This is a genomic window from Clostridium tagluense, assembly GCF_003865095.1.
GTDB classification, from domain to species: Bacteria; Bacillota; Clostridia; order Clostridiales; family Clostridiaceae; genus Clostridium_AD; species Clostridium_AD tagluense.
Genome location: NZ_BHYK01000001.1, coordinates 260,806 through 287,102, shown reverse-complemented (window position 1 = coordinate 287,102; position 26,297 = coordinate 260,806). Strand labels below are relative to the sequence as shown.

Below are 26,297 nucleotides of genomic sequence, written 5' to 3'. Positions count from 1 at the left end.
CTTAGCTCTCCTCCCCTATAATATAATCAACCAATACACTTGGAGTAATAATATTGTTTGGATCAAGCATTCCAACTTTCACAATTTTTTCTGCTTCTACTATCACAATTTCCGCTGCAGTAGCTATTAGTGGATTAAAGTTTCTTGTTGTCCCATAATAAACCGCATTTCCAACTTCATCTACAACACTCGCATAAACAAGTGCTAAATCTGCTTTAATTGGAAGTTCTAATAAATATTCTTTTCCCTCGATGGTAAGTTTTTGTTTTCCTTCTTCCACCATAGTACCAACTCCTGTAGGCGTAAGCACTCCACCAAGACCAGCTCCCGCTGCTCTTATTCTTTCAATTAATGTTCCTTGTGGTACAAGTTCTACTTCCATTTTTCCTTCTGTCATAAGTCTTCCTGTTTCGGCATTTGTTCCTATATGAGAAGCTACAACCCTTTTCACTTGACCATTTACTATAAGTTTACCTATACCTCTATCTATAAAACTTGTATCATTTGCTATTATAGTTAAGTCTTTAACCTTTGTCTCTATTAATAAGTCTATCATCTTTTCAGGTGTTCCACAGGCTAAAAACCCACCTATCATTATTGACATTCCATCTTTAAGTAACGGCCTGACTCTTTCTAAAGATACAACTTTATTCATTATTTCTCCCCCTGTAAACCTAATATTTCTCTTGCTTCCTTTGGACTAGCTATTTCTCTGCCTAGCTCTTTTGCAAGTCGAACTACTCTTTCTACTAATTCTGCATTTGATTTAGCTGGTATGCCTTTTTCAATATATACATTATCTTCAAATCCAACTCTTACATGTCCACCCATAATAATAGCCATGGCTGCCATTTGAAATTCGCTTCTACCTATACCTGATACAGTGTATGTACTTCCCGCTGGAATGCTTCCTGCCATAAATACCAAATCTCTTGGCGTTGCAGAAATTCCTCCATTTACACCCATAACAAAATTGAAATGCATTGGAGTTTTTATAAAGCCTTTCTTTTGAAGTCTTATAGCCATGTCTATCATGCCCTTATCAAAAACTTCTATTTCTGGCTTTACGGAAAGTTCCATCATCTTTTGGCCAAATTCTTTAATAGTGTTTTCGGTGTTTACGAAAACGTCATCTCCACCAAAATTACAGGTTCCCGCATCTAAAGTTGCCATTTCAGGTTTTAGATCAACAGGTTGTAATCTTTCTGCGTTACTCATACCAACCGCTCCGCCTGTAGAAGGCTGAACAATAACGTCTGGACATCTTTCCTTAATAGCTTCCATACAGGCTTTAAATCTCTCCCTATCTTGAGTAGGTGTCCCGTCATCTTTCCTTACGTGTAGATGAATAATGCTAGCCCCTGCACTATATGCTTTTTCAGCTTCTACTGCTATTTCCTCAACAGTATATGGTACGTTTGGATTATGTTCTTTTGTAACTTCTGCTCCGCATATAGCTGCAGTAATAATTAATTTTCCCACGTTGTAACCCCCTCTTTAAATATCAATTACTAAATGAAAAAGTTTACATTCGACGTTATTTTCTTTGCTTATCTTTTAGAACAACACAAGTCCCACTGGCCCTACAAACTACTATTGGCTCTTCTAATACATCACAAGCTGAATCATTTATATCCGGTCTTGGTACTATAACTTTTCTTGCTTCAAAAATCATTTTTCTTGATGAATTTCCTACCTTCACTATTTCTCCAACAGCTTCGATAAAGTCTCCTGCATAAACTGGTGCTAAAAATTCTACAGCATCATATGCTTTGAATAATCCTTCATCACCATCATTTAAAATCAAAAGTTCTGTAGCTACATCACCAAATAATTGAAGCATTCTTGCTCCGTCCACTAAATTTCCACCATAATGTGCATCATGCGCACTCATTCTCAATCTGATTAACGATTTCATTTTAATTTCCTCCTCTTTTATTGTAGTTGTCAGGATTGCAATACTTATGCTGCTTTTATTTTAAAAATAAAAAAAGGCGCTGAATTTTCAGTGCCTTAATTAACAGAAGTACTCAACCTATTAATGCAATGAAAAATTACTTTTCATTACATAAATAGCTCTCCATAAAAATCTTTATGGCAGTGATAGAAATACTACTCTCTATCCCCAAGAATATCTTGAAGAACCAAAATACTCTTTCGGCAAATAAATCCTTCGTTTTTGATATTGGATGTCCATATCCTTAGCATTCAAAAACTACCTCTTTTTTTGCACCTCTATTTATGTGAATTTATTAAATTTTAATTTATTGTTCTCAATTGAATTATAATCTGTTAATAATTCAAATACAATACTTTTCTTCAAAAAAATCAATATTTTTTTCAAACCAATAAGAAAATACACTTTCCTCTTCAAATCCTATCCGTTTATACATGTTCACTGCAATATCATTAGATGTAATTACTAAAAGTTTAATTTCATCTAAATTTTTCTCATATAGCTTTTTAATGCATTTTACTATTAATGCACTTCCCAAGCCTTTTTTTTGGTAAATAGGCGCAATCCCTAGGGTATCAACCCATCCTGTATTCCCATCTATAGAAAGCTCATATATACCACATGGATTATTTTGGTCAAAACATATTCCAATCAAATCTTCATTATTAGCATATTGAACTATATAATCCTTTACATCCAGGTCATCAATAGTTCCTCCATTAGGACTATTTCTAAAGGTTTTATTATGAATATTCATATATTCCTGTGAATTTAATATACAAAGAGGCCTAAGGTCTATTTTATTATTTACTTTTAAAACCATATTTTCATCTTTTTTATATTTCATTACTACTGCATCATAAATATGAGTAAATTCCAATTTACGAATATATGGGATGAGATGTACTTCATTTTTACGAATACCAATTTTTATATTTTTGGCAGTGTATGCATTACAACATTTAACTATTCTCTCCATTAAAAAGCATAAATTTTTTTCTGCATTTTCTCTTTCAACACAAATATCTGTAATAAATGCTTCTCCTTTAATACTGATTTCTTTAGTTATTACAGCGCTGCTTCCTTTAATGTGCCCCCTATCAAATAGTATAAAAACAGTGTCTCCCTCATCAAAAGTATCACTTTCATATATTTTAGTCATTTCTATATAGGTTTTATTATAAATTAAATCTGTACTTTTAATGAAATTATATAGTTCCTTCTTTTGCTGAGAAGATATTATTTTAAATTGTTTAATTTCCATTGGCTCATCCCCTTTTAATCATTTATCCAATAAATAATAAACGCAATTTATCTACTGCGCTATAAATTTTTATAGGTTTTATTTCATCACAATCCGAAACCCTTTCGGAATTGTCTGGGTGTTATGCCATGTGTTTTTTTAAATGCCGCTGTAAATTTCGATGGGCTTTCATAACCACACTTTTCTGCGATGTTTTTGATGCTTAGTTCATCAGCGCCTAGAAACATCATTGCCCGCTTCATTGTTTCTGTACGAATATAGTCGAAGATTGTCATATGGTAAAGTTGCTTGAAGGAGCGTCGCAGCTTTGTCTCACTCATCTCTGCAAGTCGGCACATAGCAATCATAGAGGGAGGGTTCAATACGTCCTGGTCTATGTTTACCTTCACCCCGTATGTTTTTTGTTCATTCTCCCATGTCACATGATTGCGACGGTTATCAATCCACGGCCTTTCGCGCTGTGTATTGCACACAATCAACGACAATAACTCACCCATCTTACATTCGAAATTCATCAGTGGCATATCACCGCTTCGTACACCCCACCGTATTTGCTCAAGAACAAGGGTGATATTTGGGGTATTGTAATGAGTTTCCTGTAAACAAGCTAGATTATCCATTGAAAAAGGTGGGTCAAGTGGTCTATCCTTAAGGAATTTTTGAATAAACTCTTCAAAAACCAGAACACAGGTATAGCAAGTGTGAACATTTGCGGGGAAGGTTATTTTTAGTGGCTTTTTAGGATTAACAATCACATGATTTATTGGAGTCAAGTGTTTTGCTGACTTCCCCCTCTGGGTAAATGTAATATCCCCGCAATCCACGCAGAATATCAACATACAAGGCTTTTCTATCTCCATTGTATATGATAGCGTCTTAGTTGGAATGAACCAAGCGCTGCTTACAAACAGCCCTTTGGCTGCATTCATTTCCATAATCCAGCCATTTTCCCAACTGGGTGGGAAGTTGTATTTGATGCCATTACCGTAAGGCCGTTTCTCCAAACCAAAGTTGGCTGCCATAGCTCCAAAACCCAATTGATATTCATTCGTAGTCATATTGACACCCCTCTTTCCTCACAAAGTAAACACAACACTTTATGATACTTTGTATTACAAACTGCTAATTATAGTGTATTATAACATTTCCACAAATATGGGACAAGCATAAAAAATATCCCGAAACGGTACAATCCTGCTCCAAAATGAATAAATTATAAATAGAAAAATAGTTAAAAAATACTGTTGCATACTGTGTTTAAGTCAATTGCCATTGTCTTCTAAGTTCTACTTAGTTACAAGCTGTCCTGTTGACAGACTAAAAAGTGATTGATACAATTGCTAATAGTTAGAACAGCCTAACATTTACCCTCTAGGCTTTATGAAATCGTCCTTATGACGCCCACTAGCCTTGAAAAACTTGTTTTTATCTAAAAGGAGGAATATATAAAATGAAAAACAAATTGATTTCCCTATTATGCGCAGGAGTAATTCTGGCATCTGGACTAGTAGGCTGCAGCACCGCAAGTACTTCCAAATCGCCTGCTACTAAGCCTTTGACTGTGGAAAACTCGTCGGAAAATGTTTCTGCAACTCGCACCATATCAACTAAACTTGGAGATGTAAAAGTTTCTTCAAATCCCAAAAGGGTTATTGTGCAGTATCTCATGGGAGACGTTATATCCCTTGGCATTAAACCCGTTGGTATATCTGAAGTATATACCGGCGCGGCATATCATAATATAACTGCTGGCATTAAAGACTTAGGACACTTTGGAAGCTGGGATGTTGAAGCTGTTATGCTTTTGAAGCCTGATTTGATTATCACCATTGATAAAGAACAGTCTGAAAAGCTTTCTAAAATTGCACCTACGGTTTATGTTCCTTATGGGGATATCTCAACAGAAGAAAGAGTAACACTGATTGGACAGGCATTAAATAAAGAAAAAGAAGCTAAGGAGGTTATTGGGAATTATCACGCAAATATTGAAGCATCAAAAAAGAAATTGCAAAAAGCTGGATTTAACAACCTAACAATCTCAGTATTAGAAGGCGACCAAAAAAGTATGGGTGTGAAAGGCGGAAAATTTGGTACGGGAATGGTAGCATACAATGCCCTTTCACTAAAAGCACCACAAAAAGTTCAAAAAAATATTATAGATAAGGATTCCTTCGCAGAAGAAGTTTCCTTTGAAGTTCTTCCTGAGTATTGTGGCGATTATATCATTCGTAATGTATATGAAGGCATGGACGATTTAACCAAAAATAAAATATGGAACTCACTTCCTGCAATCAAAAATAATCGCCTAATTGAAATGGAATTTGGTTTAAGCTATTACACAGATATTTATTCAGCAAATGCCCAAGTAAATTATATTACAAATGCTTTGCTTAAAGCTCAGAGCAGTAAGGTAATTGGAAAGGATAAACAATGACAGACATAAGCTCTATAGAGCCGAAAAAAAATGGACAGCTCAACTTCACCCTCTATATGATATTAGGAGTAGCACTCCTTTTACTGGCAACTGCAGCTTCAATTTCCTTCGGCGCAGCCGACATGGATTTGTCAATGGCATGGGGCGCAGTTTTCAGTTTTGATTCTAGTCTGACAGAGCACCGTATTATACAAAGCCTACGATTTCCCCGTACGGTGGCAGATATGATTGTGGGAGCCAGTCTGGCAGTAACAGGTGCAATTATGCAGGGAACTACTCGAAACCCACTTGCGGACTCTGGACTTATGGGCATAAGCTCTGGAGCCGCCTTTGCAATGGCACTATGCTTCGCTTTTTTACCTGAACGCAATTATGCTCAAACTATGCTCTTTGCATGCCTTGGTGCTGCAGTGACAACCGGTTTAACTTATTTTATTGCATCTATGAGAAAAAGAGGTATGACATCCCAACGCCTTGTTTTGGCAGGTATGTCTATCTCTATGTTATTCGGGGCCTTTAGCTCTGCCGTTGCAATAAAATACAATATAGGACAAGCATTAAGCTTTTGGACCGCAGGGGGTACAGCTAGTGCGAAATGGATTGAACTTCTAGCCATTAGTCCTCTGTTTTTTATTGGTACAGCGGCTGCAATTATTATTTCCCCCTCCGTCACCGTACTTAGCCTTGGAGAGGAAGTTGCCACGGGACTTGGACTTAACACAACACGTGTCAAGGCAATCTCCACACTTATTGTACTGGTGCTTACTGGACTTTCGGTAGTTACGGTTGGCCCTGTTGGCTTCGTTGGTCTTATAGTCCCCCATATCGTGCGGTATATGGTAGGTGTAGACTACCGCTATATCATTCCTGCATCAGCATTGTACGGAGCTGGATTTTTGGTTGTAGCAGACTTTTTGGGACGACTCATTAACCGCCCTTACGAAACACCCCTGGGTATTATCTTTGCTATTGTAGGCGTTCCGTACTTTCTTTATCTCTCCAGAAAACAAAGGAGGCAATTTGAATGAAGAAGCAAAAGTATACTCTTCAAAAAGGCTTACTTACCCTATTGATTCTCGTTGTACTTGTGCTAGCTATCTCCATTTTCAGTATCAATTCCGGCAAGATGAACCTATCGCCGGTAGAGGTACTAAGTGTAATTTTAGGCAAGGGCACGGATCAGCAGAACCTTATTGTGTTCCAGTTCCGGATGCCTCGCATCCTGCTTTCCATACTTGTAGGCATAGGTATGGGAGTGTCGGGCTGCATCATGCAGAGCCTTCTTAAAAATGATATGGCAAGCCCTGGCACCCTTGGTATCAGCTCTGGATCTGGGCTATTTATGCTGATTTATGTGTCTGTATTTTCCATGAATGGATATTCATCCGCATTCACACTACCTTTGATGTCCTTTGTTGGAGGCATAACCGCTGCTGCACTAATTTTCCTATTATCTTATCATAAAGGTAGGAATATCTCCTCAATAGGTCTGATTCTCACCGGCGTTGCCATGAGTAGTGGCTACGGTGCCCTATCACTAATGCTAACCCTTAAGCTTGACAAAGCACAGTTCGAGTTTGCGCAGCGCTGGCAGGCGGGTGACTTGTGGGGGACTGATTGGAAATATATTGCAGTTTTGCTTCCATGGACACTGCTGCTGTTTTTTTATGTACTTTATAAGTCTCGAATGCTTAATGCCTTGAATTTAGGAAATCAGACGGCCACAGGTCTTGGCGTTAGAGTTAAAAAAGAGTTTTTAGGGCTGTCCCTAGCGGCGGTGGCGCTTTCCTCTGGTAGCGTGGCACTAGGTGGAAATTTCTTCTTTGTTGGGATGATTAGCCCCCACCTAGGGCGCAAACTGATTGGCCCCAATCATAAAGTACTGATACCTGCTTCTGCACTAATTGGATCGCTAGTTGTACTTGTTGCAGACACTATCACTCGTACGGTAAGTTTAGGCGCGAATATTCCAACCGGTATTATCATCACCGTTTTGAGTACTCCATACTTTCTCTACCTACTAGCTAAAGCAAATTAGGAGGCATACATATGAACAGTATTGTAACAAATAACTTAGATATAGCTTATGACGAAACATTGATTGTAAAGTCGCTTAATATGAATATTCCCCATGGACAGATTACCTCAATTATTGGTCCTAACGGATGCGGCAAGTCTACAGTGTTAAAGGCTGTGGGCCGTATTTTAAAACCGAAAAATGGCCTGATTTATTTGAACGGCGAGGATATTCGAAATCTCTCCACAAAAGCGGTTGCTCAGGCAATGGCTGTGCTCCCCCAAACACCAACGGCTCCCAGTGGATTAACTGTGAAGGAACTGGTAGCCTACGGACGTTTCCCCCATCAAAAAGGCTTTGGAAGGCTGACTGCGGAGGATAATAGAATTGTGAAATGGGCTCTTGATATAACAAAGCTTACGGAGCTTGAACACCGAGAGGTGGATACACTTTCAGGAGGTCAACGCCAGAGAGTATGGATAGCCATGGCCCTTGCACAGCAGACAGACCTAATTCTTCTGGATGAACCAACAACATACCTCGACCTTTCACATCAGTTGGAGGTGTTGGAACTTCTCCATTCCCTAAACAAAAATCAAGGCTGTACTATTGTAATGGTGCTACATGATTTAAACCTTGCAGCGCGCTTTTCCGATTATATGATTGCCATACGTGGTGGCGACATAATCAAGCATGGAACACCAAAAGAGGTGATGACTGTCCCTGTGCTAAAAGAGGTATTCACTATCGATGCCAAGATTGTTCATGAACCTAGTACCGGAAGACCAGTATGCATTACCTATAATTTACTCAAATAAAAAAAGAGGTGCTATCATTTGAATATTTGCTTAAGAGTTCTGAAAGGTGCAAAAAAATATTGGATTTATATATTTATTGGAATGATTTCTGTAATTATTTCTACACTACTTCAGCTTTATTCTCCCTGGGTAATTCGGGAGCTCACTGCTCTTGCCATAAATGGCGATCCCGAAATCGCTTCTAAATCCCTTAGCATGGGGCTAATACTGCTTGCAACTTACGTTCTGAGGTGGTTTTGTTCTTTTACCAAGGGATACTTCACTCACTACGGTGCGTATCACTATGTTGCAGATTTACGTACAGCTTTGTATAACAAAATGCAGCATCTTTCCATGGGATATTATAATGATAAGCAAACAGGCCAACTGGCTAGTCGCATCATGAACGACGTGGTTAATACTGAGCTTTTGATTGCCCATGCTGTGCCTGATTTAATAGTTAATGTGTTGACCCTTGCAAGTGTGGCTGTGATGCTTTTTCTCATTAATGTTAAATTGGCCTTTATCAGCCTAATTGCCATTCCATTTTTGATGATTGCTAATGTAGGATATTCCAAATATGTCCGCCCACAATGGCGCCTAAACCAGAAAGCCCTGGGGGAACTGAGCGGTGCCCTTCATGATAATCTTTCGGGAATGAAAGAGATTCAGGTATTCAATCAACAGGATTATGAAACAGAAAAAATTGGCAGTCTTGCACGTCGCCAAACCAATGCCTTCCTTAATGCCACAAAAATGGGCGAACTGTTTCACCCGTCTATTGTGTTTCTTAGTTCAGTAGGTTCTGTAGCCGTTATTATTTACGGTGGCTATCTTAACTCCATAGGGGAGGCTTCTATCGCTGACATAGTAGGATTTATTATGTATCTTACACTGTTTTATGAACCCATAACCAACCTGTCCAACGTTAACGAGAACCTAAATAATGCTATTGCTGGCTGCGAGCGTGTATTTGAGGTTATGGACGAGGTTTCTAGTGTACAGGAAAATCCAAATCCCACAGAATTAAAAAATGTAAAGGGCGCGGTAGAATTTTGCAATCTTACATTTCATTACAATCCAGATTTAACAGTACTTTCTGGCATCAATCTAAAAATTAAGCCAGGTCAAACAGTTGCTTTAGTAGGCACCACCGGAGTGGGAAAATCTACAATTGCCAGCTTACTCAACCGCTTTTATGACCCTACTGAAGGTGAAATACGAGTAGATGGAATCAACATTCGGGACATATCCCTTAAAAGTCTACGTAGCAACGTCAGCATGGTACTTCAAGACACCTTTCTATTCAACGGCACAGTATACGAGAATATCGCTTACAGCTGTAAAAATGCATCACATAAACAGGTGATAGAAGCATCTAGGGCCGCCAATGCCCATGAATTTATAGAAACATTGGAGGATAGCTATAAAACCATTATTGGTGAACGTGGAGTTCGCCTATCCGGAGGACAAAAACAGCGAATCTCTATTGCCCGAGCTTTGCTACGAAACGCGCCTATTCTGATTTTGGACGAAGCAACCTCTTCCTTGGATACTAAAACAGAAAGAGAAATCCAGCATTCCCTAGAATACTTGTTCAAAGGGCGTACCACACTGGTTATTGCCCACAGGTTATCCACAATCCGCTCAGCAGATCAGATTGTGGTTCTAGCTGGAGCAGGTATTGCCGAGCAGGGTACTCATGATGAACTTATGAAAAAAGGAGGTTCCTATGCCAAGTTGTGTTCTATGCAAGCTTCATAACCATTACTCCAACTAGTAAAATATCCTGTCAAGAAGAACCCTCTTCTTGACAGGATATTTTATATTCATGCGATAATACAAATCTATTTCATATACACCTTGCATTTTAGGTTTTATAAATACTCTTTATTTTTATTAAACAACAGGTTATAATTAAAATATTAAAATAGTATAACTTGATTTTTGATATGGAGGGAAACTAATGAAAAACTTGACTTTTACCATGGAAAACTACCTTGAAGCTATATATAACCTATCTACTGAGGGGAAAGGAGCAAGAGTATCCGATATAGCTGAAATTCTTAATGTAACAAAAGCAAGCACCAATAGTGCCATGTCAACTCTCTCAGAAAAAGGATTGATTATAAATGAAAAATACAAGGAGGTATTCCTTACTCCCACAGGCCTTAAACTAGCTGAATTCACATCCAAAAAACATGAAGTGATTCAGAGATTGTTCGTAGAGGTTTTAAAGATTGATGCTCGTATTGCAGATAAAGATGCCTGCGCAATTGAGCACGTTATCAGCAGTGATTCGATTTATGCAATGCAACAATTCCTTTCTAATTTTACAAAAGAAAAATGATATTACCTATCAACATCTTTTAAAACTGCTTTATTAAATATTAACCAATAGGCTAGTCCTACAAAAATCCCGCCTCCAACTATATTCCCCAGTGTTGTAGGAATCAAATTTTGAGCAATATGTACAAAATTAATATTTGCTACTTTTTCTGCACTTTGGTGAGACAATTGTACATAATCAGGATTAACTTTTGCAAATAAACCTAACAAGAGATAGTACATATTTGCGACGCTGTGTTCAAAACCTGCAATAACAAATGCCATTATTGGGAAGAAAGAAATAAACACCTTGGAAACTACATCCTTCGCTGCATAGGATCCCCAAACTGCTAATGATACTACAAAATTACAAAGTATTCCGCTTGTAAAGGCTTGAATAAATGTAAGTCCACATTTATAAGCTGCTACCTTTATTACATATCCACCAAATTTCCCTCCGCTTGTGCTTAATAACCCACTATAATATATTAAAACTACAATAATAAATGCACCAATGAAATTTGCAAAATATACTATTGCCCAATTTTTAAGCATTTTTTTTAGTGTTATTTTCTTTTGAGCATAAGCTACAGTAAGTAAACAATTTCCAGTAAAAAGTTCAGCACCGCAAATTATAACAAGCATAAGTCCTACTGGAAATATTATTCCAGAAACAAGTTTAGCTACTCCTACATTTTCTATACTATGAGATGCCATTGCTGCTGAAAATCCTCCAATAGCTATAAATGCCCCTGCCAATATTCCAAGAATAAGCGTTTGAATAAACTTATTATTTGCCTTTTGTATTCCAAGGGATTCTACATAGTTACATACCTCTTTTGTGCTTAACATTGATTTATCCATATTAAAACTCCTTATAACATTTATTATTCTTTTAACAATATTTTAATGAAAATAAAGGGATAAATAATTAAAATTAATTTGAATTATTTATCCCTAATACCTATATAAGGCATCTTCAAAAAATAACTAGTATATACTAGCCTATATTTTTAAGATGCCTAAATAATAAATCTGAATGGGTTTTATTATTAATTAGCTTTATATATAACTTGTCCTAAATAAGTACATAATATAATTATTATCATGCATAACACCACTTGAATTGTTCCTTTTTTTATTAAAACTGAAAATTTCCTGCTATGTTTTTTGCTTATTCCATTTTTTTTAGTGGTTAATGTATTATCGTGTTGTATTGCTTTAGGATTAGGGTAAATGACCTCATCTTTTAAATAAGCAGCTATACTTATAATTAAAACAAAAGCTGATAAAATTATTGTAATAGAAAAAAAGTTCATATCCATAGCGTAACCTATCAATGCAGCTACTGGTATAATAACGCCCAGTAACATAGCCAATTTGCTACCTATTGATTTTGTTATAGACTTTGGCTTAGATTTTACATGGGCTTTTGTGTTTAGAGACCTATTAGTATTATTCTTTTTCATAATAACCCTTCTTCCATATTTTTTTCCAAAACTCTTACGGTTATTATACCAAATTTTTAAATATTTGTTAACAATATTTTATATCTAAACACAAAATCAAACTATATTGTCATAATTTTTTAAAATTTAAAAAAGTTCTATATTGTATATATCAATATCTTCTAATACTGTTCCTTCTGAAATAGCATCCTCAGGGAATATTTTAGCTAAAACTTTTTTAAATGATGCAATCTGCTCGTTAGAAAGTTCTAGCTTCTTTGCTAAGGTATTCTTCACCTTGATAAGATTATCAGCTTCTAATTTGTATATAAACTCATTACCTATAATTCTTATATTATTTTTATTATCGAATTCCATATCTCCAGTTGTATCAATACTTATGCTTATCTGCTTTAAATTGCTTATTGATTTATTATCACTATTAATTTTAGCTATATTAAGATAGGCACTTACCTTATCCTTTGGATTTTTTTCACTGGCTACCCAACTTCTGAAGGCAATGTTTTTACCATCCTTAGATATTACAGCGTCGAATATTTCTTCTTTATCCTTATTGGACTCAAAGATCTTATTACCATTAAGGAATAGATTAGCTTTTGGTGCTGGGAATATATGCGGTGTATTGCTGTAAAGAATATTTTTTTTGCTTATAGTAACATCTCTTATAGTACCCACACAAGATATTAGCTCTGCTTTACTTTTTATGTTATATACTGCATATCCTGAAACTGAAGGATTAATATGCCCTGTGACTAAAATATTCACATTATCTATCCATTTCATGTCAATAATTTGTTGGACGTTTTTATTATCTATAACAATATCTGTTAGGCTTTCGCTTTTAACATCGTAAATAACTATATGCGGTGGATATGTTGCTTTTTTTTCATTAAAATACCTAAATACTATTTTTGTTTTATCCGGAGAAAGCTTTAATATATCCTTAGATTTTGAATCATCACCTATGGATTTAATTTGCTGCTTTATTTCATCATAAAGATAAACATTGTTATTCTTTTCAAATGCTATCTTTGTTATTTTACTATTAACTACAATTTTTTCGTCATTATTAACTTCAGTCTTTTCACTGGGTATAACTTCTCTATTTTCACTTGTATTTTTAATAATCTTCCATATTTTATTTGGACCTGCCATTAGAGCAATTATGCTTAAAACTAAACACAAAGCAATAATGAATAACTTGAAATTTTTATTTACTTTTTTCCCATGGATATTCATAATTTTGCTCCTCTTACAGACATAAAAATAATTACTATTTTAAATCATTGAAACCTAGACCATTATACCCCACTTATACTAGTGTATCAACTAGAATGTTTTATATTTAACACAATTTCTATATGTTAAAATATTCATATAGGCACTTCTTATATAGCCCTTACATTTCTTCATTTTTTATAAATATTAATAATATATTTATAAGTAAAAAAAGGCATAAGTTTAATTTAACTAATGCCTTTTTCTTTACTTATAAATATTTTTTTTATTTATTAAAAACTTTTTCTATTGCTTTTGAAATAATTGCATCATCTGTTAAGTATGGCAATGTAATATGATCAATGTCAGCATTTTTCTTGTTGTAATCTATGCTTGTCTCTATTGAGTGTGGATTTCTAGCCCAAGCACGCCTGGCCACTCCACCCATAACATCCCAAGCCATAGATGACTTTATAATACTATCTATTCTGTCACTACCATCAAGGACAAGCCCAAAACCACCATTAATAGATTTACCTATACCTACCCCTCCACCATTGTGAAGAGCAATTAAACTCATGCCTCTGGCAGCATTTCCTGCAAAACATTGAACTGCCATGTCTGCCATTACATTACTTCCATCTTTTATATTAGAAGTTTCTCTAAATGGGGAATCAGTTCCACTAACATCATGATGATCACGACCAAGCATTATAGGACCAACTTCACCCAGTCTCACCATATCATTAAACTTCAAGGCAATATCTATTCTACCCTGTGCATCTTGATAAAGTATTCTAGCCTCAGTTCCAACTACCAATTTATTCTTTTCTGCATCTCTTATCCATATATAATTATCTCTGTCCTGTCCCCGTCTATTTGGATCAATACATCCCATAGCTGCCTTATCTGTCTTTACTAAATCCTCATGATTTCCACTTAAGCAAACCCATCTAAATGGTCCGTAACCATAGTCAAAAAGCATCGGTCCCATTATGTCTTCTACATAGGATGGGAATATAAATCCATCTTTCTCATCTACACCATTCTTAGATATTTCTATAGCGCCTGCATCATAAACAGCCTTCATAAATGAATTCCCATAATCAAAGAAATATGTTCCTGTAGCTACCATTTTCTTAATTAACTCAAAGTGTTTAATCAAGGTTTTATCAATTAACTTTGTAAATTTATCTCTATCTTCTTTTAATAACCTGGTTCGCTCATCAAAGGTAACTCCTTGAGGTGCATATCCTCCATCATAGGGTGCATGACAAGAGGTTTGGTCTGATAGTAAATCTATGTTTATATTGTTATCTACTACATATTGGAGTAAATCCACTATATTTCCGTGATAAGCAATAGATATAGACTCTTTTTTCTCTATTTTTTCTTCCACAATTTTAAATATATCTTGAAGGTTATCTGAGGCAATATTTACCCATCCTTGATCCAATCTTGTTTTAATTCTTGAATAATCAACTTCTGCTATAATTCCAATTCCATTTGCAATTTCTATAGCTTTAGGTTGAGCCCCACTCATTCCACCAAGTCCAGAAGTTATAAATGTTTTACCTCTTAAATCACCATCGTCTGGTATTCCAAGTTTCAATCTTCCTGCATTAAGCAAGGTGTTAAATGTACCATGTACTATCCCTTGTGGTCCAATGTACATCCATCCTCCTGCTGTCATTTGGCCATAGTTTGCAACTCCAAGTTGGGTTGCTACATGCCAATCCTTTGGATTATCAAACATTCCTATCATAAGCCCATTAGTTATAATAACTCTTGGTGATTGAGGTGATGATTTGAAAAGTCCAAGTGGATGTCCTGACTCTAGTACAAGTGTTTGATCTTCCGTTAAATTTTCTAAATATTTTTTTATCAGTCTATACTGCATCCAATTTTGACATACCTGTCCTGTTTCACCATAGGTCACTAATTCATAAGGATATAATGCTATATCTGAATCTAGATTATTCTCAATCATTACTTGAAAAGCCTTACCTTCTAAGCAATTACCGCTATATTCATTTATAGGCTTACCATAAATTCTGCCTTGTGGTCTAAAACGGTATCCATATATTCTTCCTTTTGTAATTAATTCCTCCATAAATTCTGGTGCAAGCTTTGCATGATATTTTTCTGGAATATACCTAAGTGCATTCTTAAGAGCAAGCTCAGTCTGATTCTTTGTAAGAGTAAATCCTCTGTCTGGTGCTCTTCTTATCCCCGCTGTAAACTCAGGCATACTTGGTAGTTCGTCATCTATTTTAATAGTCATAGCCTGTTCAATATCAAAATTATTAATCATATATGTGCCCTCCTATATTTTAACACTATTGTGTTATGTAACTACTCTGAATATTATTATTATTATTTTCTTCATGTTTAATATATTCTGCACTTTTTTACATATCCCTTCAATTTTCCACTATAAATAGCCATTAAATATTGTTTACACGTTAATACTTCATTATGCTACACTACTATAAATAATGAGTATAGGAACATTAAGGGGGATAACAATTAATAATTGTTATCCCCCTTAATTATTCATATACTCATTAACTAAAATTTATATTTTTCACCGCAATATTTACAAAATTTCGCAAGTTTCTCGTCATCATCCATTTTTACCCCACAGTATGTACAAAACAATGGCTTCATATGTTTACTGTATTTATTTAATAATGGTTCATTTTCAACCATAACTTTTTCCAATTTTTCTTTAGTTATGGGAGTATGTATAAACCCATCTATTACACTATTATTAAAATCCTCTAATTTAATATCATTACTTGAGGATAAAACACACTTTGTTTCAGGATACATTTCTTTTATTTGTTTCAGTATTTTATCACCTGTTTTTTCTTTCATAATAAAATTTGCTATAATAAAGTTACAGTTTAACTCCCTTGCATCCCTAACTGCATTAAATTCATTACTTATGATAACCTCATAGCCTAAATTTATAAGCATGTCCCTCATAATAAAATTTTCAAATTTACAATCATTAACTAAGAGCACTTTATACATATTTTTTCTCCTATTCAAAATATTTTTTATATGATTTGTTACTCTTTTAATATTTATTTTACTAAATAAAAAAACTCTTATGATTTTATATGAGTTATAAAATCAGTAATAATTTAGAATATATTATACATAATAAAAGTGTACCATTATATTTAAAGCTTTACAATTTCTTTTACATAAAAAATACAGATTACTGATATTTTATATACAAAATTTATGATATAATCGTTTAATGACACTATTACTAAAAATATCATTAATTAAGGAAGTGAATTAAACTTGTTTAACGATAAAAAAATCCCTTATATAAAATTAATTCCTATAATTTTATTATCATTTATTTTATTAAGAGTAGTAAATGATATAGAAATACTTACAACTTCCTTTAGCGTTTTTATATCCTACATAAGTTCCTTTATATGGGCATTCGGTATTGCTTACTTATTAAACCCTATAATGGTTAGTATTGAAAAAAATTCCATACAAAACGTGCTTTAACTTTACTTATTATATATGTATGTGTTTTAGGCATATCATTTTTTAGTATCACCATACTAACCCCCAATATAGGTGTAAGTATTCGTGAATTGACAGATGCCACTCCTGGGTACATAGCTAAAACTCAAATTTGGGTTTCTAATAATATGGATAAGGTTCAATTACTTGATAAATATGGTGTAACCAAATATTTAGAAGAAACTGCCTCAACATTCATGTCTAACTTAACTAGGTACCTAAATACAGGTATTAATTTTGCTTTCCTGACAGCTGTAGGCTTTACCTCTTCTTTTATGAAGTTTTTGCTTGGATTTGTTGTGTCGCTTTATCTTTTAAAGGATAAAGAGATATTAATACTAAATATAAAGAGACTGATTTATGCAATCTTTAAAAAAGAAAATGCAGATAGTTTACTAAAATTTAGTAAAGAAGCAAATTCTATTTTTTCAGGTTTTGTTATAGGTAAATTTATTGACTCTGTTATTATTGGTTTTATATGTTTTGTGGGCCTTAGCATTTTAAAAATGCCTTATGTTGCACTTATAAGCTTAATAGTTGGAGTTACAAATATGATCCCTTATTTTGGACCATTAATTGGAATGGTTCCCGCTTTCTTTATTACTCTACTTGATAGTCCTGTAAAAGCTTTTTGGGTACTTTTATTCATAATTATTCTTCAACAATTTGATGGATTATATTTAGGTCCAAAAATCCTTGGAAAATCTGTTGGTTTAAGTCCCTTGCTTATTATTCTTTCCATACTAATAGGTGGTGGAACCTTTGGAGTTCTTGGTATGTTCCTTGCAGTACCCACCATGGCCATTGTTATACTACTAGCTGAAAGATTCATTAATAGGAGACTAAAAGAAAAGGATATTAAGTTATAATATCCTTTCCTATCTTTCTCCAAGTTTTAAGTTTGGTATTGCATTGAGTTTTAGACCAGAAACTCTTTCTCTAATTAATTCAAAGTAAGCTGCACTTCCAATCATAGCTGCATTATCAGTGCAAAGCACCATTTCTGGAAACAAAACTTTTATATTTTTCTTTTGCCCTTCTTTTATCATAGTTTCTCTAAGGCAAGAATTTGATGCTACCCCACCAGCTATCGTTATCTTATCTACACCCTTTATTTCACATGCCTCTAAGGCATTATGAACCAAAACATTAACCACAGCCTTTTGAAAAGATGCTGCCACATCAGGTACATTAATCTCCTCGTTTTTCATGTTCATTTTATTTAGGTAATTTAGCACCGAAGATTTAACTCCACTAAAGGAAAAATCTAAGCTATTGTCATGAAAATTAGCTCTTGGAAATTTTATAGCATCTGCATTTCCTTGTTTTGCTATTTTATCTATTTTAGGCCCACCGGGATACCCAAGTCCAATAGCACGAGCCACCTTATCAAAGGCTTCTCCCGCTGCATCATCTCTAGTTTGACCCATAACTTCAAACTCACCGTGATCTTTCATATATACAACAAATGTATGCCCACCTGAAGCTACCAAACATACAAATGGTGGCTCTAGCTCCTTATATTGAATGAAATTAGCACTAATATGACCTTCTATATGATTAACTCCAATTAATGGTTTATTAGTTGCATATGCCAGTCCCTTAGCATATTGAACACCTACAAGTAGTGCTCCAACTAGCCCTGGCCCATAAGTTACTCCTATTGCATCTATATCATCTAATGTAACTTTAGCTTCATCTAAAGCCTCTTGAACTACAGCACTTATTACTTCTATATGTTTCCTAGATGCCACTTCTGGAACAACGCCTCCAAATTTTTCATGTATATCTATTTGTGATGCAATAATATTTGATAAAATTTCGCGACCATTAACTACCACAGCTGCCGCTGTCTCATCACAACTCGATTCTATTGCAAGTATTTTAATCTTCTTTTCCATTATTTTTACCCACCTTTAATATAGTTTATATAATTTTCCAGCTGTGTTCATAAGCCTTCTAAAAATGTTCGTATCTATTAATAACACAAATTAATTATACTTTATTGAGTTTAGCTTTTCAAATCTTTATATGCATTTTTAAGTGTCCTTACTGAGTATCTATACTTTATGATATAATTGTGTATGTGATTATATCATAGAAAATTAAGTTAAGACTAATAATTATCATCTATTGGAAATAGATTCTAGGGGGAAAATATGAGTAACACCTATGCAAAGGTCATAATAAAAGGCTCGCCTATTTCAAAATCTAATTTTAAACTATTCAACATGAATGGAAGAGCTATTTTGCCTTATAATTCTGGCAAATACCATGATAGATATGCTTTATATGAAGAAGAAATTGCTTATCAATGTAGAATTCAAAATTCCAATATTTTTTTAACAGAATCTCTTATTGCTGTTCTAAAGGTATATTATAAAAGTATAAAAAGACATCCGGACACAAACAACATAACAAAAAGTATCTTTGATGGTATAGAGAAAAGTGGACTTATAGTAAATGATGCCCAAGTTACAAGACTCATTATTGAGGAGTTTTATGATACAGAAAATCCCAGATTCGAATTAGAGCTTTTTGGTGAAAGTACCTATGCTATGAATTACTCAATAGTTGAAAAGAAAGAGAAGACGCAACCTATTAATTATGATCCACCTTCAAATAAGAAAAAAATAATAGGTTCTAAAGCTAATAAATCAAGTTCTGTGGTGGTTAATAGCTGCTCCTCAAAACTCATATGTGAAATATGTGGAAAATCAGTATTAAAGGATAACTGTATTTCTGCAAACAAAGGTAAAACTTCGCTCTGCAAAACCTGCTTCAAAAAATTATTTTAATAAATTTCAAAATGGAATAAACTGTCCCTCTTCATATATACATAATACCAATAAATATGGCTATGCTATTAATATAAATATCGCAAAATATGAAGGGAGACATCACTCATGAACAGAAATAAAAAAACTAAGAACAAAAAGGTTAATGAGGCTATAAATAACATGGAAAACAGTACGAGTTTTGAATCTTTAAATAATATGCATAATAATAAGTTTCAGGATAAAAAAAATAATCCTGAAGGATTAGAGTAATAATTTATAACAATACAATAAAACAATGACTAAAAATCACAAAATGAATAAAAAGTTGCATTAATGAATTGAAAATTCTATTAATGCAACTTTTTATTCATTTTAAAAATATTCTGAATTTATTTTATTAAATTGCTAATAATAATGTGACATGTCCACATTTTATGTTATAATACTCATATATTACATATATATTAGTTTCAAAAAAAAATTACATAATAGGAGGATTCATATGAAAACAAATGTTAATATCGATTGGAATAATTTAGGTTTTGATTACATGAAGACAGATTTAAGGTATGTTTCAATATGGAAAGATGGCAATTGGGACGCAGGAAATCTAGTTGAAGATAACAATATTACTATAAGTGAGGCTTCAACAGCTATTCATTATGGACAACAATGTTTCGAAGGCTTAAAAGCTTATCGTACAAAGGATGGTAAAATTCAACTGTTTAGACCTGATGAAAATGCTAAACGTATCAATAGAAGTTGTAATCGTATTCTTATGCCTGAAATACCTGTTGAAAAATTTATTGATGCATGTATTCAAGTTGTTAAAGCAAATGAAGCTTACGTTCCACCATATGGAACTGGCGCAACACTTTATCTTAGACCTTACGTAATAGGTATTGGTGATAATCTTGGAGTAAGAACAGCACCTGAATTTTTATTCGGCATATTCTGTTGCCCTGTAGGTGCTTACTTCAAAGGTGGAATGTCTCCAGTAAACTTTATGATTTCAGAAGAATTTGATAGAGCAGCACCACACGGAACTGGCGCTGCAAAAGTTGGAGGAAATTATGCTGCAAGTCTTTTAGCTCATGTACAAGCTGTAGAAAAAGGATTCGCAGACTGTATCTACCTTGATCCTGCAACTCATACTAAAATTGAAGAGGTTGGTGCTGCAAACTTCTTTGGAATTACTAATGATGATGTATTTGTAACTCCAAAATCACCATCAATACTTGCTAGTATAACTAAATACTCACTATTACACGTTGCAAAAGAATATTTAGGATTGAAAACAGAAGAAAGAGATGTTCTAATTAACAATCTTTCTGAATTTAAAGAAGCAGGCGCATGTGGTACTGCTGCTGTAATATCTCCTATCGGTGGTATAGAGTATAAGAATGAACTTCATGTTTTCCACAGTGAGACAGAAGTAGGTCCAGTTACTACAAAACTTTATAATACTCTTTATGGAATCCAATTTGGGGACGTAGAAGCTCCAAAAGGATGGATTGTAGAAGTAAAATAATAATTAGTACAATAAAAGGTTTACCAATTTTTATATTGGTAAACCTTTTATTGTTTATCCTCAAAAACCAATTCATTATTGTAAATATCTCTTGTTTTATATAAAGTTAAGCTCAAAATAAATCTCACCACTAAGTCGAGTCCCATAACTACCCATATAGCATTTATAGTCATATTAAATTTATATGTTAAAAGTAGTGATAAAGGAATTCTTATTACCCAAATTCCAACACCGGCTACAATCATGGGTACCTTTGTATATCCAGCACCTCTTAAAGCTCCATTAAAAACTCCTGCAATATTTTGAGGAAGTTGCACAAGTCCCATTACTATTAAGTATATTACTCCCATTTTTATGATTTTTACATCATTTGTAAGCAGTCTCATAACTGATTCCGGAAAAAATATTAATATAAAAGCACTTACGCTAGTAATCATAGCTGAACCTTTAAGCAATTCTTTCATGTATTTTCTCCCAAGCATAGAATCTTTGGCTCCCACTGCCTGACCAATAAATGCTGTGGCTGCAACTCCAAATCCCGTGGCTGGCATAAAAGAAATTGATTCAGCTTGAAGTCCAAGTTGATAAGATGCCATAGCTACTTCACCATAAGATAATATGACTCTTGTTAAAATTATAGCAGATATTTGCCAAAATATTGACTCTAAGGCTGTAGGCATTCCTACTTTATATACTTTACTAATTTGTACTAAGTCTAACTTAAAGAATTTTCTATTAAGTAATGAATACAATATACCAGATTTATTAAATAACACATAAATACCAAGGATAGCGCCAGTAAACTGTGCAATTATTGTAGCAATGGCAGCTCCTCTAATTCCCAAAGCAGGCATACCAAGCTTACCAAATATAAGTATAAAGCTAAAAACAATATTAGTTAAATTCATTATTAATGCTATTTTCATTGGTGTTTTGGCATTTCCTGTAGCCTGCAGTACTCCTGCCACTACAAGCATTATGGCCATAAAAGGTAGACCCCAGGATACTATCTTTAAATATATTACTGCATTAGCTAACAGGTCTGGTTTCGGATTGAAAATTTCCAGTAATAATGAGGCCTTCCAGTATACAAGTTGCTGGAACATAAAAACTAAGATTATTGAAGATAAGAGCGTTTGTTGAATAACATGCTTAACCTTTTTAGAATTGCCTGAACCATAAGCTTGTGCTACAAATACAACCCCACCTGTTGTTATCCCCTTAAATAAGGCCCATATAATTTGTGTGATTCTTGCACTAAGTCCTAGAGATACTATTGCAATAGCGTCGATACGCCCTATCATTGCCATAGAAACAAATCCGGCTGTCATCTGCAGAATATTTTCAATAGTTATAGGTAAAATCATGGAATAGATTTTTTTACGAACCTGTTTTTTATCGCTGATTTTCTCTTTTTCCCCCAAACTGCTCCCCCTTACTGCCATCATCAACTATTTTTTTATTTCTTTATTGCCATTTTCTGTGTAAGATATTTCGTTAGTTCCATTTTTATTTGTAATTTTTTTTCTTACTAATAGGTCCCTGCCTCCTGCATCTTTTATATGTGACTGGTGATGAATTGTATTATCTATAACCTTATTTACATTATCAATTATGTCTTTGCTAAGCTTAGTATATGAATCACTTTCAAAAATAGTATTTTTCACACTATTTTTGATTACATCAAAATGAGTGAAATTATTGAATTGTAAATTTTCAAACTCATTATTTATATTTTCAATTTCTAAAAGGCTTTCTCCAATTAATTCAAATAACTCTTTTAGAACCTCATTATTTTTAATTATCCCAGGAATTTTAACGCTAATTGTACTTTCAGTCTTGGCAGGAGATTGACATACCTGTTCACTTACTATTTCCAATACTATATCTAATTGAGTGTTTATTAATTCCCTAATAGTGTTATTCTGTAAAAATCTTTTAATAGCCACATCACTGTTACTTCTAACAATAAATTTATCACTTAAATCATCATAATTTACTTTTATATCCTGCATATCAAAAAAGTTAGGAAAATAATTATTAAAATGACCTCCAAACACCTTAAATTTAAAACCAGATTTATTTAAAAACACACAATAAACTCTAGTATATACAGGCTCATTTCTACTATGTGAATTATAAGTATCTAAAACAATAATCCAATCATGAAATTTTTTTATAACTTCGTAATTCTTAAAAACTGAATCTTTAACAATAAATTCAGCTTCTATATCAGCACTTAGCATTTTCCATACCTCTTCATGCGTAGGCCCAAATAACCTCATTGATTTCATCTCCTTTTATGTAGCTATACCTACCTATATAATAACTTATCTCCATTGTAAATTCTAGTATTTCCCATTAAAAACAATAAAAAAACCATGATTTTATCATGGTTTTTTTATTATTTTATATACATCTTGTTATAGTATTCATCTAACATTCTCTCTACTGAGAATTCATAGCTTGTAGTTTTAATGCTTTCTTTCATCATTTCTACCCACTTTTCTCTATTTTCATAATAAGTAGCCATAACTCTATTTATTAAAGTGTCATAAAGAGCCTGCGTATCATGTTTATCTAATTCCACTTCTGGCAAATCATCAAGACCTAGTCCATCTCCAAATTGCCATCCATTTACACCGTCATTGCAAGCTTCCGGCCACCAACCGTCTAGAATAGAACAGTTAAGCACACCATTCATTGCAGCTTTCATTCCTGAAGTTCCACTGGCCTCCAAAGGTCTTCTTGGATTGTTTAACCATATATCCGAACCTCTAGTTAGCATTCTTCCTATATTCATGTCGTAATTTTCTAGGAATACTACACTGTTTGGATACTTCTTCATCATTCTTACAAGCTTTGCCACTATTTCTTTTCCTATATCATCAAGGGGATGAGCTTTTCCTGAAAATACAATTTGAACTTTACCACTTTTTAGTAGTGGAGATATAATCTCTTCTTTTGTAAATATCAAATCGCTTCTCTTATAAGGTGCAGCCCTTCTTGAAAATCCAATAAGTAACTTATCTGCATCTAACTCTGCGCCTGTTCTTTCCTTAATAAATCCTATTAGCTCCTTTTTAACAATTATGTGATTTGCCCATAGGTCTCCATTGTTTTCATAGGCATTAGTAATTCGAGCATCTACCCAAGTTGGTTTATGAATTCCATTAGTTATACCAATAATTTCAGACCTTCCAGCAATAGTTTTCCACATTTTATTTGCAGTTAAGCTGTGAAGCTGTGCTACGGCATTTGCCTTTCTTGATAATCTAAGTCCAGCTACCGTCATATTAAATGGCTCTCCACCAAATCTAATCATTTGCTGCCTAGTTAATCCATTAAATGCGCCCATATACTCTAATTTGGAAACCTCATGAGATTCATTACCTTCAACTATTGGAGTATGAGTTGTAAATACTACCTCTTCGCAGGTTTTATTCCAAGACTCCTCAAAACTAAATCCTGATTGCATTTTTTCTTTTATAAGTTCTGTAGCGGCTAAGGCTGCATGACCTTCATTAAAATGGTATACATCTATAGGAATATCTAGGGCTCTTAAAGCTTTAACTCCCCCAATACCTAGTACTATTTCTTGAGCAATTCTTTCTTCTCCAAACCAGCCATACAACTGTCCAGTTATCCAGTTATCACCATTCTCTGGTATATCAGTATCTAAAAGGTATAGTGGATTATTTCCAAATTCCTCTAATTTCCAAACCTTACACACTACATCTATATCCCTTATCTTAACAGTTACTTTCACCCCTGTATCTTGCATGAAATCATATTCATAATTATGATATGTATCATAAGCTTTTCCATTTTCATCTATAAGTTGATCAGTGTACCCTTGTTTCCACTTAAGCCCTATTCCCACAAGTGGAAGATTTAAATCTTTAGCTCCTTTTAAATGGTCACCTGCAAGTATTCCCAGGCCTCCTGCATAAGCTTTAAAATCTGGATGTAGCCCATACTCCATACAAAAATAAGCAACCCTTGGAAGATTATTATTATCCATTAATTTTCCCCTCCTATAATCCTTTTTAATATTAAATCATCATCTATTTTAATTTTCATGTCTTAATAAATTTTCAGTCTATTTTGATTGTATCTTTTATAATTATTATACATAATTTTTTTAATTAGTGCAACCGTTTGCATCGAAATGTTTTCTATTAATTATTTTTCCCTACTTATACAAGTAATGATCTTTTCTTCTGAAATGCTATTAACTACCATATAATATATTAGCCATATTATATTATCATTTTACTATTATAAGGAGTTGCTTTAGCATGAATTTAAAATCAGCCTTCAAACCTATAAAACGCAAAAATAAACTTATTTTTTTAATTATACTATTATGTATAACTATCTCATCAATAATGATTTATTCTATTATAAACAATTTTAATAAGGATAAAGTTATAAGCACTGCTGTTATTGCAGAAAGGTTATCAAAAATATCAGAGCTATCCACAACAAAATATAGCTATTCTAATATAATAGCTCTAACAGATAGCAAAAAAATCAAAGATTTCCACATTCCCTTTACTGAAAAGTCCTTTTTAATCAAATACAGTGGCTATATTAAAGCAGGGGTAGATTTGAAAAATTTAGATATTGTTGTACTTCAAAAAAATATTACTATAACTTTAAAAAAATCTAAAATTCTTGATCATGTAATAAATAATGAAGATTTTTTTGTTTATGATGAAAAATCCTCAATGTTTAACAAACTTAGTATTCAGGATATGATAAATGAAATCAGCAATCAGAAAAACAAGGTTGAAGGTGATTTAATTAAAACAGGATTTTTAGAGGGCGCTAATACTAATGCTAAATTGCTTTTACAAGGTATTTTATGGGATATGGGTTTTGAAAATGTAACCATAATTTTCAAATAAATCACATTTAAAAAATAAAAAAAATCACCATGAA

Annotated in this window: 25 protein-coding genes and 1 riboswitch; of the genes, 11 read left to right on the top strand and 14 right to left on the bottom strand. The window is 33.7% G+C overall.

What is annotated here, in order from left to right; all coding sequences use genetic code 11:
• Position 1: 1 nt before the first annotated feature.
• The 5 genes from atoD to Ctaglu_RS01350 form a co-directional block, all read right to left on the bottom strand.
• A complete protein-coding gene (gene atoD / locus Ctaglu_RS01370) occupies positions 2 to 655 on the bottom strand; it encodes an acetate CoA-transferase subunit alpha (RefSeq protein ID WP_124997286.1) in 654 nt (217 codons plus the stop codon).
• On the bottom strand, positions 655 to 1,482 hold the full coding sequence (kce, locus tag Ctaglu_RS01365; protein WP_124997284.1) for a 3-keto-5-aminohexanoate cleavage enzyme: 828 nt from the start codon (positions 1,480 to 1,482) through the stop codon (positions 655 to 657). Before kce ends, atoD begins: the two co-directional genes overlap by 1 nt.
• Positions 1,483 to 1,537: 55 nt before the next feature.
• Positions 1,538 to 1,918 carry a 3-aminobutyryl-CoA ammonia lyase gene (gene kal / locus Ctaglu_RS01360; protein ID WP_124997282.1) on the bottom strand — a complete coding sequence of 127 codons (381 nt, stop codon included), beginning with the start codon at positions 1,916 to 1,918 and terminating at the stop codon, positions 1,538 to 1,540.
• A 147-nt stretch (positions 1,919 to 2,065) separates the two neighbouring features.
• Positions 2,066 to 2,246: riboswitch (Lysine riboswitch) on the bottom strand.
• Between the two features lie 54 nt (positions 2,247 to 2,300).
• The gene (locus Ctaglu_RS01355) at positions 2,301 to 3,221 is read right to left on the bottom strand and encodes a GNAT family N-acetyltransferase (protein WP_124997280.1); all 921 of its coding nucleotides are present in this window, start codon (positions 3,219 to 3,221) and stop codon (positions 2,301 to 2,303) included.
• Between the two features lie 86 nt (positions 3,222 to 3,307).
• Positions 3,308 to 4,279, bottom strand: a complete 972-nt coding sequence (locus tag Ctaglu_RS01350; protein ID WP_124997278.1) for a helix-turn-helix domain-containing protein — start codon at positions 4,277 to 4,279, stop codon at positions 3,308 to 3,310.
• Between the two features lie 392 nt (positions 4,280 to 4,671).
• Here Ctaglu_RS01350 and Ctaglu_RS01345 point away from each other — a divergent pair, with 392 nt between their 5' ends.
• The 6 genes from Ctaglu_RS01345 to Ctaglu_RS01320 all read left to right on the top strand — a co-directional run bounded on the left by Ctaglu_RS01345 (position 4,672) and on the right by Ctaglu_RS01320 (position 10,819).
• The gene (locus tag Ctaglu_RS01345; protein ID WP_124997276.1) at positions 4,672 to 5,655 is read left to right on the top strand and encodes an ABC transporter substrate-binding protein; all 984 of its coding nucleotides are present in this window, start codon (positions 4,672 to 4,674) and stop codon (positions 5,653 to 5,655) included.
• On the top strand, positions 5,652 to 6,683 hold the full coding sequence (locus Ctaglu_RS01340) for a FecCD family ABC transporter permease (RefSeq protein WP_124997274.1): 1,032 nt from the start codon (positions 5,652 to 5,654) through the stop codon (positions 6,681 to 6,683). The genes Ctaglu_RS01345 and Ctaglu_RS01340 overlap by 4 nt, the downstream gene beginning before the upstream one ends.
• On the top strand, positions 6,680 to 7,693 hold the full coding sequence (locus Ctaglu_RS01335) for a FecCD family ABC transporter permease (RefSeq protein WP_124997272.1): 1,014 nt from the start codon (positions 6,680 to 6,682) through the stop codon (positions 7,691 to 7,693). The genes Ctaglu_RS01340 and Ctaglu_RS01335 overlap by 4 nt, the downstream gene beginning before the upstream one ends.
• Before the next feature lie 11 nt (positions 7,694 to 7,704).
• Positions 7,705 to 8,490 (top strand): ABC transporter ATP-binding protein, encoded by a 786-nt coding sequence (locus tag Ctaglu_RS01330; RefSeq protein ID WP_124997270.1) that lies wholly within the window; start codon positions 7,705 to 7,707, stop codon positions 8,488 to 8,490.
• A gap of 18 nt (positions 8,491 to 8,508) precedes the next feature.
• Positions 8,509 to 10,233, top strand: a complete 1,725-nt coding sequence (locus Ctaglu_RS01325) for an ABC transporter ATP-binding protein (RefSeq protein WP_124997268.1) — start codon at positions 8,509 to 8,511, stop codon at positions 10,231 to 10,233.
• A gap of 202 nt (positions 10,234 to 10,435) precedes the next feature.
• Complete coding sequence (locus Ctaglu_RS01320; RefSeq protein ID WP_124997266.1) at positions 10,436 to 10,819, top strand: metal-dependent transcriptional regulator; 384 nt, start codon at positions 10,436 to 10,438, stop codon at positions 10,817 to 10,819.
• Positions 10,820 to 10,821: 2 nt separating this feature from the next.
• On the opposite strand, the gene Ctaglu_RS01315 is transcribed toward Ctaglu_RS01320, so the two are convergent.
• From Ctaglu_RS01315 to Ctaglu_RS01295, 5 genes are all read right to left on the bottom strand, one after another.
• A complete protein-coding gene (locus Ctaglu_RS01315) occupies positions 10,822 to 11,661 on the bottom strand; it encodes a formate/nitrite transporter family protein (protein ID WP_124997264.1) in 840 nt (279 codons plus the stop codon).
• Between the two features lie 188 nt (positions 11,662 to 11,849).
• Positions 11,850 to 12,266 carry a hypothetical protein gene (locus Ctaglu_RS01310; RefSeq protein ID WP_124997262.1) on the bottom strand — a complete coding sequence of 139 codons (417 nt, stop codon included), beginning with the start codon at positions 12,264 to 12,266 and terminating at the stop codon, positions 11,850 to 11,852.
• 126 nt (positions 12,267 to 12,392) lie between these two features.
• Positions 12,393 to 13,505, bottom strand: coding sequence for a hypothetical protein (locus Ctaglu_RS01305; RefSeq protein ID WP_124997260.1), 1,113 nt, complete (start codon positions 13,503 to 13,505; stop codon positions 12,393 to 12,395).
• A gap of 265 nt (positions 13,506 to 13,770) precedes the next feature.
• Positions 13,771 to 15,798, bottom strand: a complete 2,028-nt coding sequence (gene hutU / locus Ctaglu_RS01300; RefSeq protein ID WP_124997257.1) for a urocanate hydratase — start codon at positions 15,796 to 15,798, stop codon at positions 13,771 to 13,773.
• Between the two features lie 257 nt (positions 15,799 to 16,055).
• Complete coding sequence (locus Ctaglu_RS01295) at positions 16,056 to 16,523, bottom strand: response regulator (protein ID WP_124997255.1); 468 nt, start codon at positions 16,521 to 16,523, stop codon at positions 16,056 to 16,058.
• 506 nt (positions 16,524 to 17,029) lie between these two features.
• On the opposite strand from Ctaglu_RS01295, the gene Ctaglu_RS01290 reads away from it, so the two are divergent.
• Positions 17,030 to 17,908: an AI-2E family transporter gene (locus tag Ctaglu_RS01290; RefSeq protein WP_307720454.1), complete on the top strand. Its 879-nt coding sequence runs from the start codon at positions 17,030 to 17,032 to the stop codon at positions 17,906 to 17,908.
• A 9-nt stretch (positions 17,909 to 17,917) separates the two neighbouring features.
• On the opposite strand, the gene tsaD is transcribed toward Ctaglu_RS01290, so the two are convergent.
• Positions 17,918 to 18,940 carry a tRNA (adenosine(37)-N6)-threonylcarbamoyltransferase complex transferase subunit TsaD gene (gene tsaD / locus Ctaglu_RS01285; protein ID WP_124997253.1) on the bottom strand — a complete coding sequence of 341 codons (1,023 nt, stop codon included), beginning with the start codon at positions 18,938 to 18,940 and terminating at the stop codon, positions 17,918 to 17,920.
• Between the two features lie 258 nt (positions 18,941 to 19,198).
• Between tsaD and Ctaglu_RS01280 the strand changes: the two genes are divergently transcribed.
• The 3 genes from Ctaglu_RS01280 (at position 19,199) to Ctaglu_RS01275 (ending at position 21,350) form a co-directional block, all read left to right on the top strand.
• Entirely contained in the window at positions 19,199 to 19,837 is a 639-nt protein-coding gene (locus Ctaglu_RS01280) for a RusA family crossover junction endodeoxyribonuclease (RefSeq protein ID WP_124997251.1), read from the top strand.
• 108 nt (positions 19,838 to 19,945) lie between these two features.
• The gene (locus Ctaglu_RS24965; RefSeq protein WP_185732558.1) at positions 19,946 to 20,089 is read left to right on the top strand and encodes a hypothetical protein; all 144 of its coding nucleotides are present in this window, start codon (positions 19,946 to 19,948) and stop codon (positions 20,087 to 20,089) included.
• Positions 20,090 to 20,240: 151 nt separating this feature from the next.
• Positions 20,241 to 21,350, top strand: coding sequence for a branched-chain amino acid aminotransferase (locus Ctaglu_RS01275; protein WP_264166403.1), 1,110 nt, complete (start codon positions 20,241 to 20,243; stop codon positions 21,348 to 21,350).
• A gap of 47 nt (positions 21,351 to 21,397) precedes the next feature.
• Here the strand turns inward: Ctaglu_RS01275 and Ctaglu_RS01270 are convergent, their stop codons facing one another.
• From Ctaglu_RS01270 to glgP, 3 genes are all read right to left on the bottom strand, one after another.
• Positions 21,398 to 22,774, bottom strand: a complete 1,377-nt coding sequence (locus Ctaglu_RS01270) for an MATE family efflux transporter (protein ID WP_233439647.1) — start codon at positions 22,772 to 22,774, stop codon at positions 21,398 to 21,400.
• Between the two features lie 27 nt (positions 22,775 to 22,801).
• Positions 22,802 to 23,635, bottom strand: coding sequence for a hypothetical protein (locus tag Ctaglu_RS01265; RefSeq protein ID WP_124997247.1), 834 nt, complete (start codon positions 23,633 to 23,635; stop codon positions 22,802 to 22,804).
• Between the two features lie 119 nt (positions 23,636 to 23,754).
• Positions 23,755 to 25,374, bottom strand: coding sequence for an alpha-glucan family phosphorylase (glgP, locus tag Ctaglu_RS01260; protein WP_124997245.1), 1,620 nt, complete (start codon positions 25,372 to 25,374; stop codon positions 23,755 to 23,757).
• 277 nt (positions 25,375 to 25,651) lie between these two features.
• On the opposite strand from glgP, the gene Ctaglu_RS01255 reads away from it, so the two are divergent.
• Positions 25,652 to 26,263: a DUF4230 domain-containing protein gene (locus Ctaglu_RS01255; RefSeq protein WP_124997243.1), complete on the top strand. Its 612-nt coding sequence runs from the start codon at positions 25,652 to 25,654 to the stop codon at positions 26,261 to 26,263.
• Positions 26,264 to 26,297: the final 34 nt, after the last annotated feature.

Excerpts from the sequence above, each read along its gene's own strand:
- atoD (WP_124997286.1), bottom strand. The coding sequence starts at position 655 with ATGAATAAAGTTGTATCTTTAGAAAGAGTCAGGCCGTTACTTAAAGAT.
- kal (WP_124997282.1), bottom strand. The coding sequence starts at position 1,918 with ATGAAATCGTTAATCAGATTGAGAATGAGTGCGCATGATGCACATTAT.
- Ctaglu_RS01355 (WP_124997280.1), bottom strand. The coding sequence starts at position 3,221 with ATGGAAATTAAACAATTTAAAATAATATCTTCTCAGCAAAAGAAGGAA.
- Ctaglu_RS01350 (WP_124997278.1), bottom strand. The coding sequence starts at position 4,279 with ATGACTACGAATGAATATCAATTGGGTTTTGGAGCTATGGCAGCCAAC.
- Ctaglu_RS01345 (WP_124997276.1), top strand. The coding sequence starts at position 4,672 with ATGAAAAACAAATTGATTTCCCTATTATGCGCAGGAGTAATTCTGGCA.
- Ctaglu_RS01340 (WP_124997274.1), top strand. The coding sequence starts at position 5,652 with ATGACAGACATAAGCTCTATAGAGCCGAAAAAAAATGGACAGCTCAAC.
- Ctaglu_RS01335 (WP_124997272.1), top strand. The coding sequence starts at position 6,680 with ATGAAGAAGCAAAAGTATACTCTTCAAAAAGGCTTACTTACCCTATTG.
- Ctaglu_RS01330 (WP_124997270.1), top strand. The coding sequence starts at position 7,705 with ATGAACAGTATTGTAACAAATAACTTAGATATAGCTTATGACGAAACA.
- Ctaglu_RS01320 (WP_124997266.1), top strand. The coding sequence starts at position 10,436 with ATGAAAAACTTGACTTTTACCATGGAAAACTACCTTGAAGCTATATAT.
- Ctaglu_RS01315 (WP_124997264.1), bottom strand. The coding sequence starts at position 11,661 with ATGGATAAATCAATGTTAAGCACAAAAGAGGTATGTAACTATGTAGAA.
- Ctaglu_RS01310 (WP_124997262.1), bottom strand. The coding sequence starts at position 12,266 with ATGAAAAAGAATAATACTAATAGGTCTCTAAACACAAAAGCCCATGTA.
- Ctaglu_RS01305 (WP_124997260.1), bottom strand. The coding sequence starts at position 13,505 with ATGAATATCCATGGGAAAAAAGTAAATAAAAATTTCAAGTTATTCATT.
- hutU (WP_124997257.1), bottom strand. The coding sequence starts at position 15,798 with ATGATTAATAATTTTGATATTGAACAGGCTATGACTATTAAAATAGAT.
- Ctaglu_RS01295 (WP_124997255.1), bottom strand. The coding sequence starts at position 16,523 with ATGTATAAAGTGCTCTTAGTTAATGATTGTAAATTTGAAAATTTTATT.
- tsaD (WP_124997253.1), bottom strand. The coding sequence starts at position 18,940 with ATGGAAAAGAAGATTAAAATACTTGCAATAGAATCGAGTTGTGATGAG.
- Ctaglu_RS01280 (WP_124997251.1), top strand. The coding sequence starts at position 19,199 with ATGAGTAACACCTATGCAAAGGTCATAATAAAAGGCTCGCCTATTTCA.
- Ctaglu_RS24965 (WP_185732558.1), top strand. The coding sequence starts at position 19,946 with ATGAACAGAAATAAAAAAACTAAGAACAAAAAGGTTAATGAGGCTATA.
- Ctaglu_RS01275 (WP_264166403.1), top strand. The coding sequence starts at position 20,241 with ATGTCCACATTTTATGTTATAATACTCATATATTACATATATATTAGT.
- Ctaglu_RS01265 (WP_124997247.1), bottom strand. The coding sequence starts at position 23,635 with ATGAGGTTATTTGGGCCTACGCATGAAGAGGTATGGAAAATGCTAAGT.
- glgP (WP_124997245.1), bottom strand. The coding sequence starts at position 25,374 with ATGGATAATAATAATCTTCCAAGGGTTGCTTATTTTTGTATGGAGTAT.
- Ctaglu_RS01255 (WP_124997243.1), top strand. The coding sequence starts at position 25,652 with ATGAATTTAAAATCAGCCTTCAAACCTATAAAACGCAAAAATAAACTT.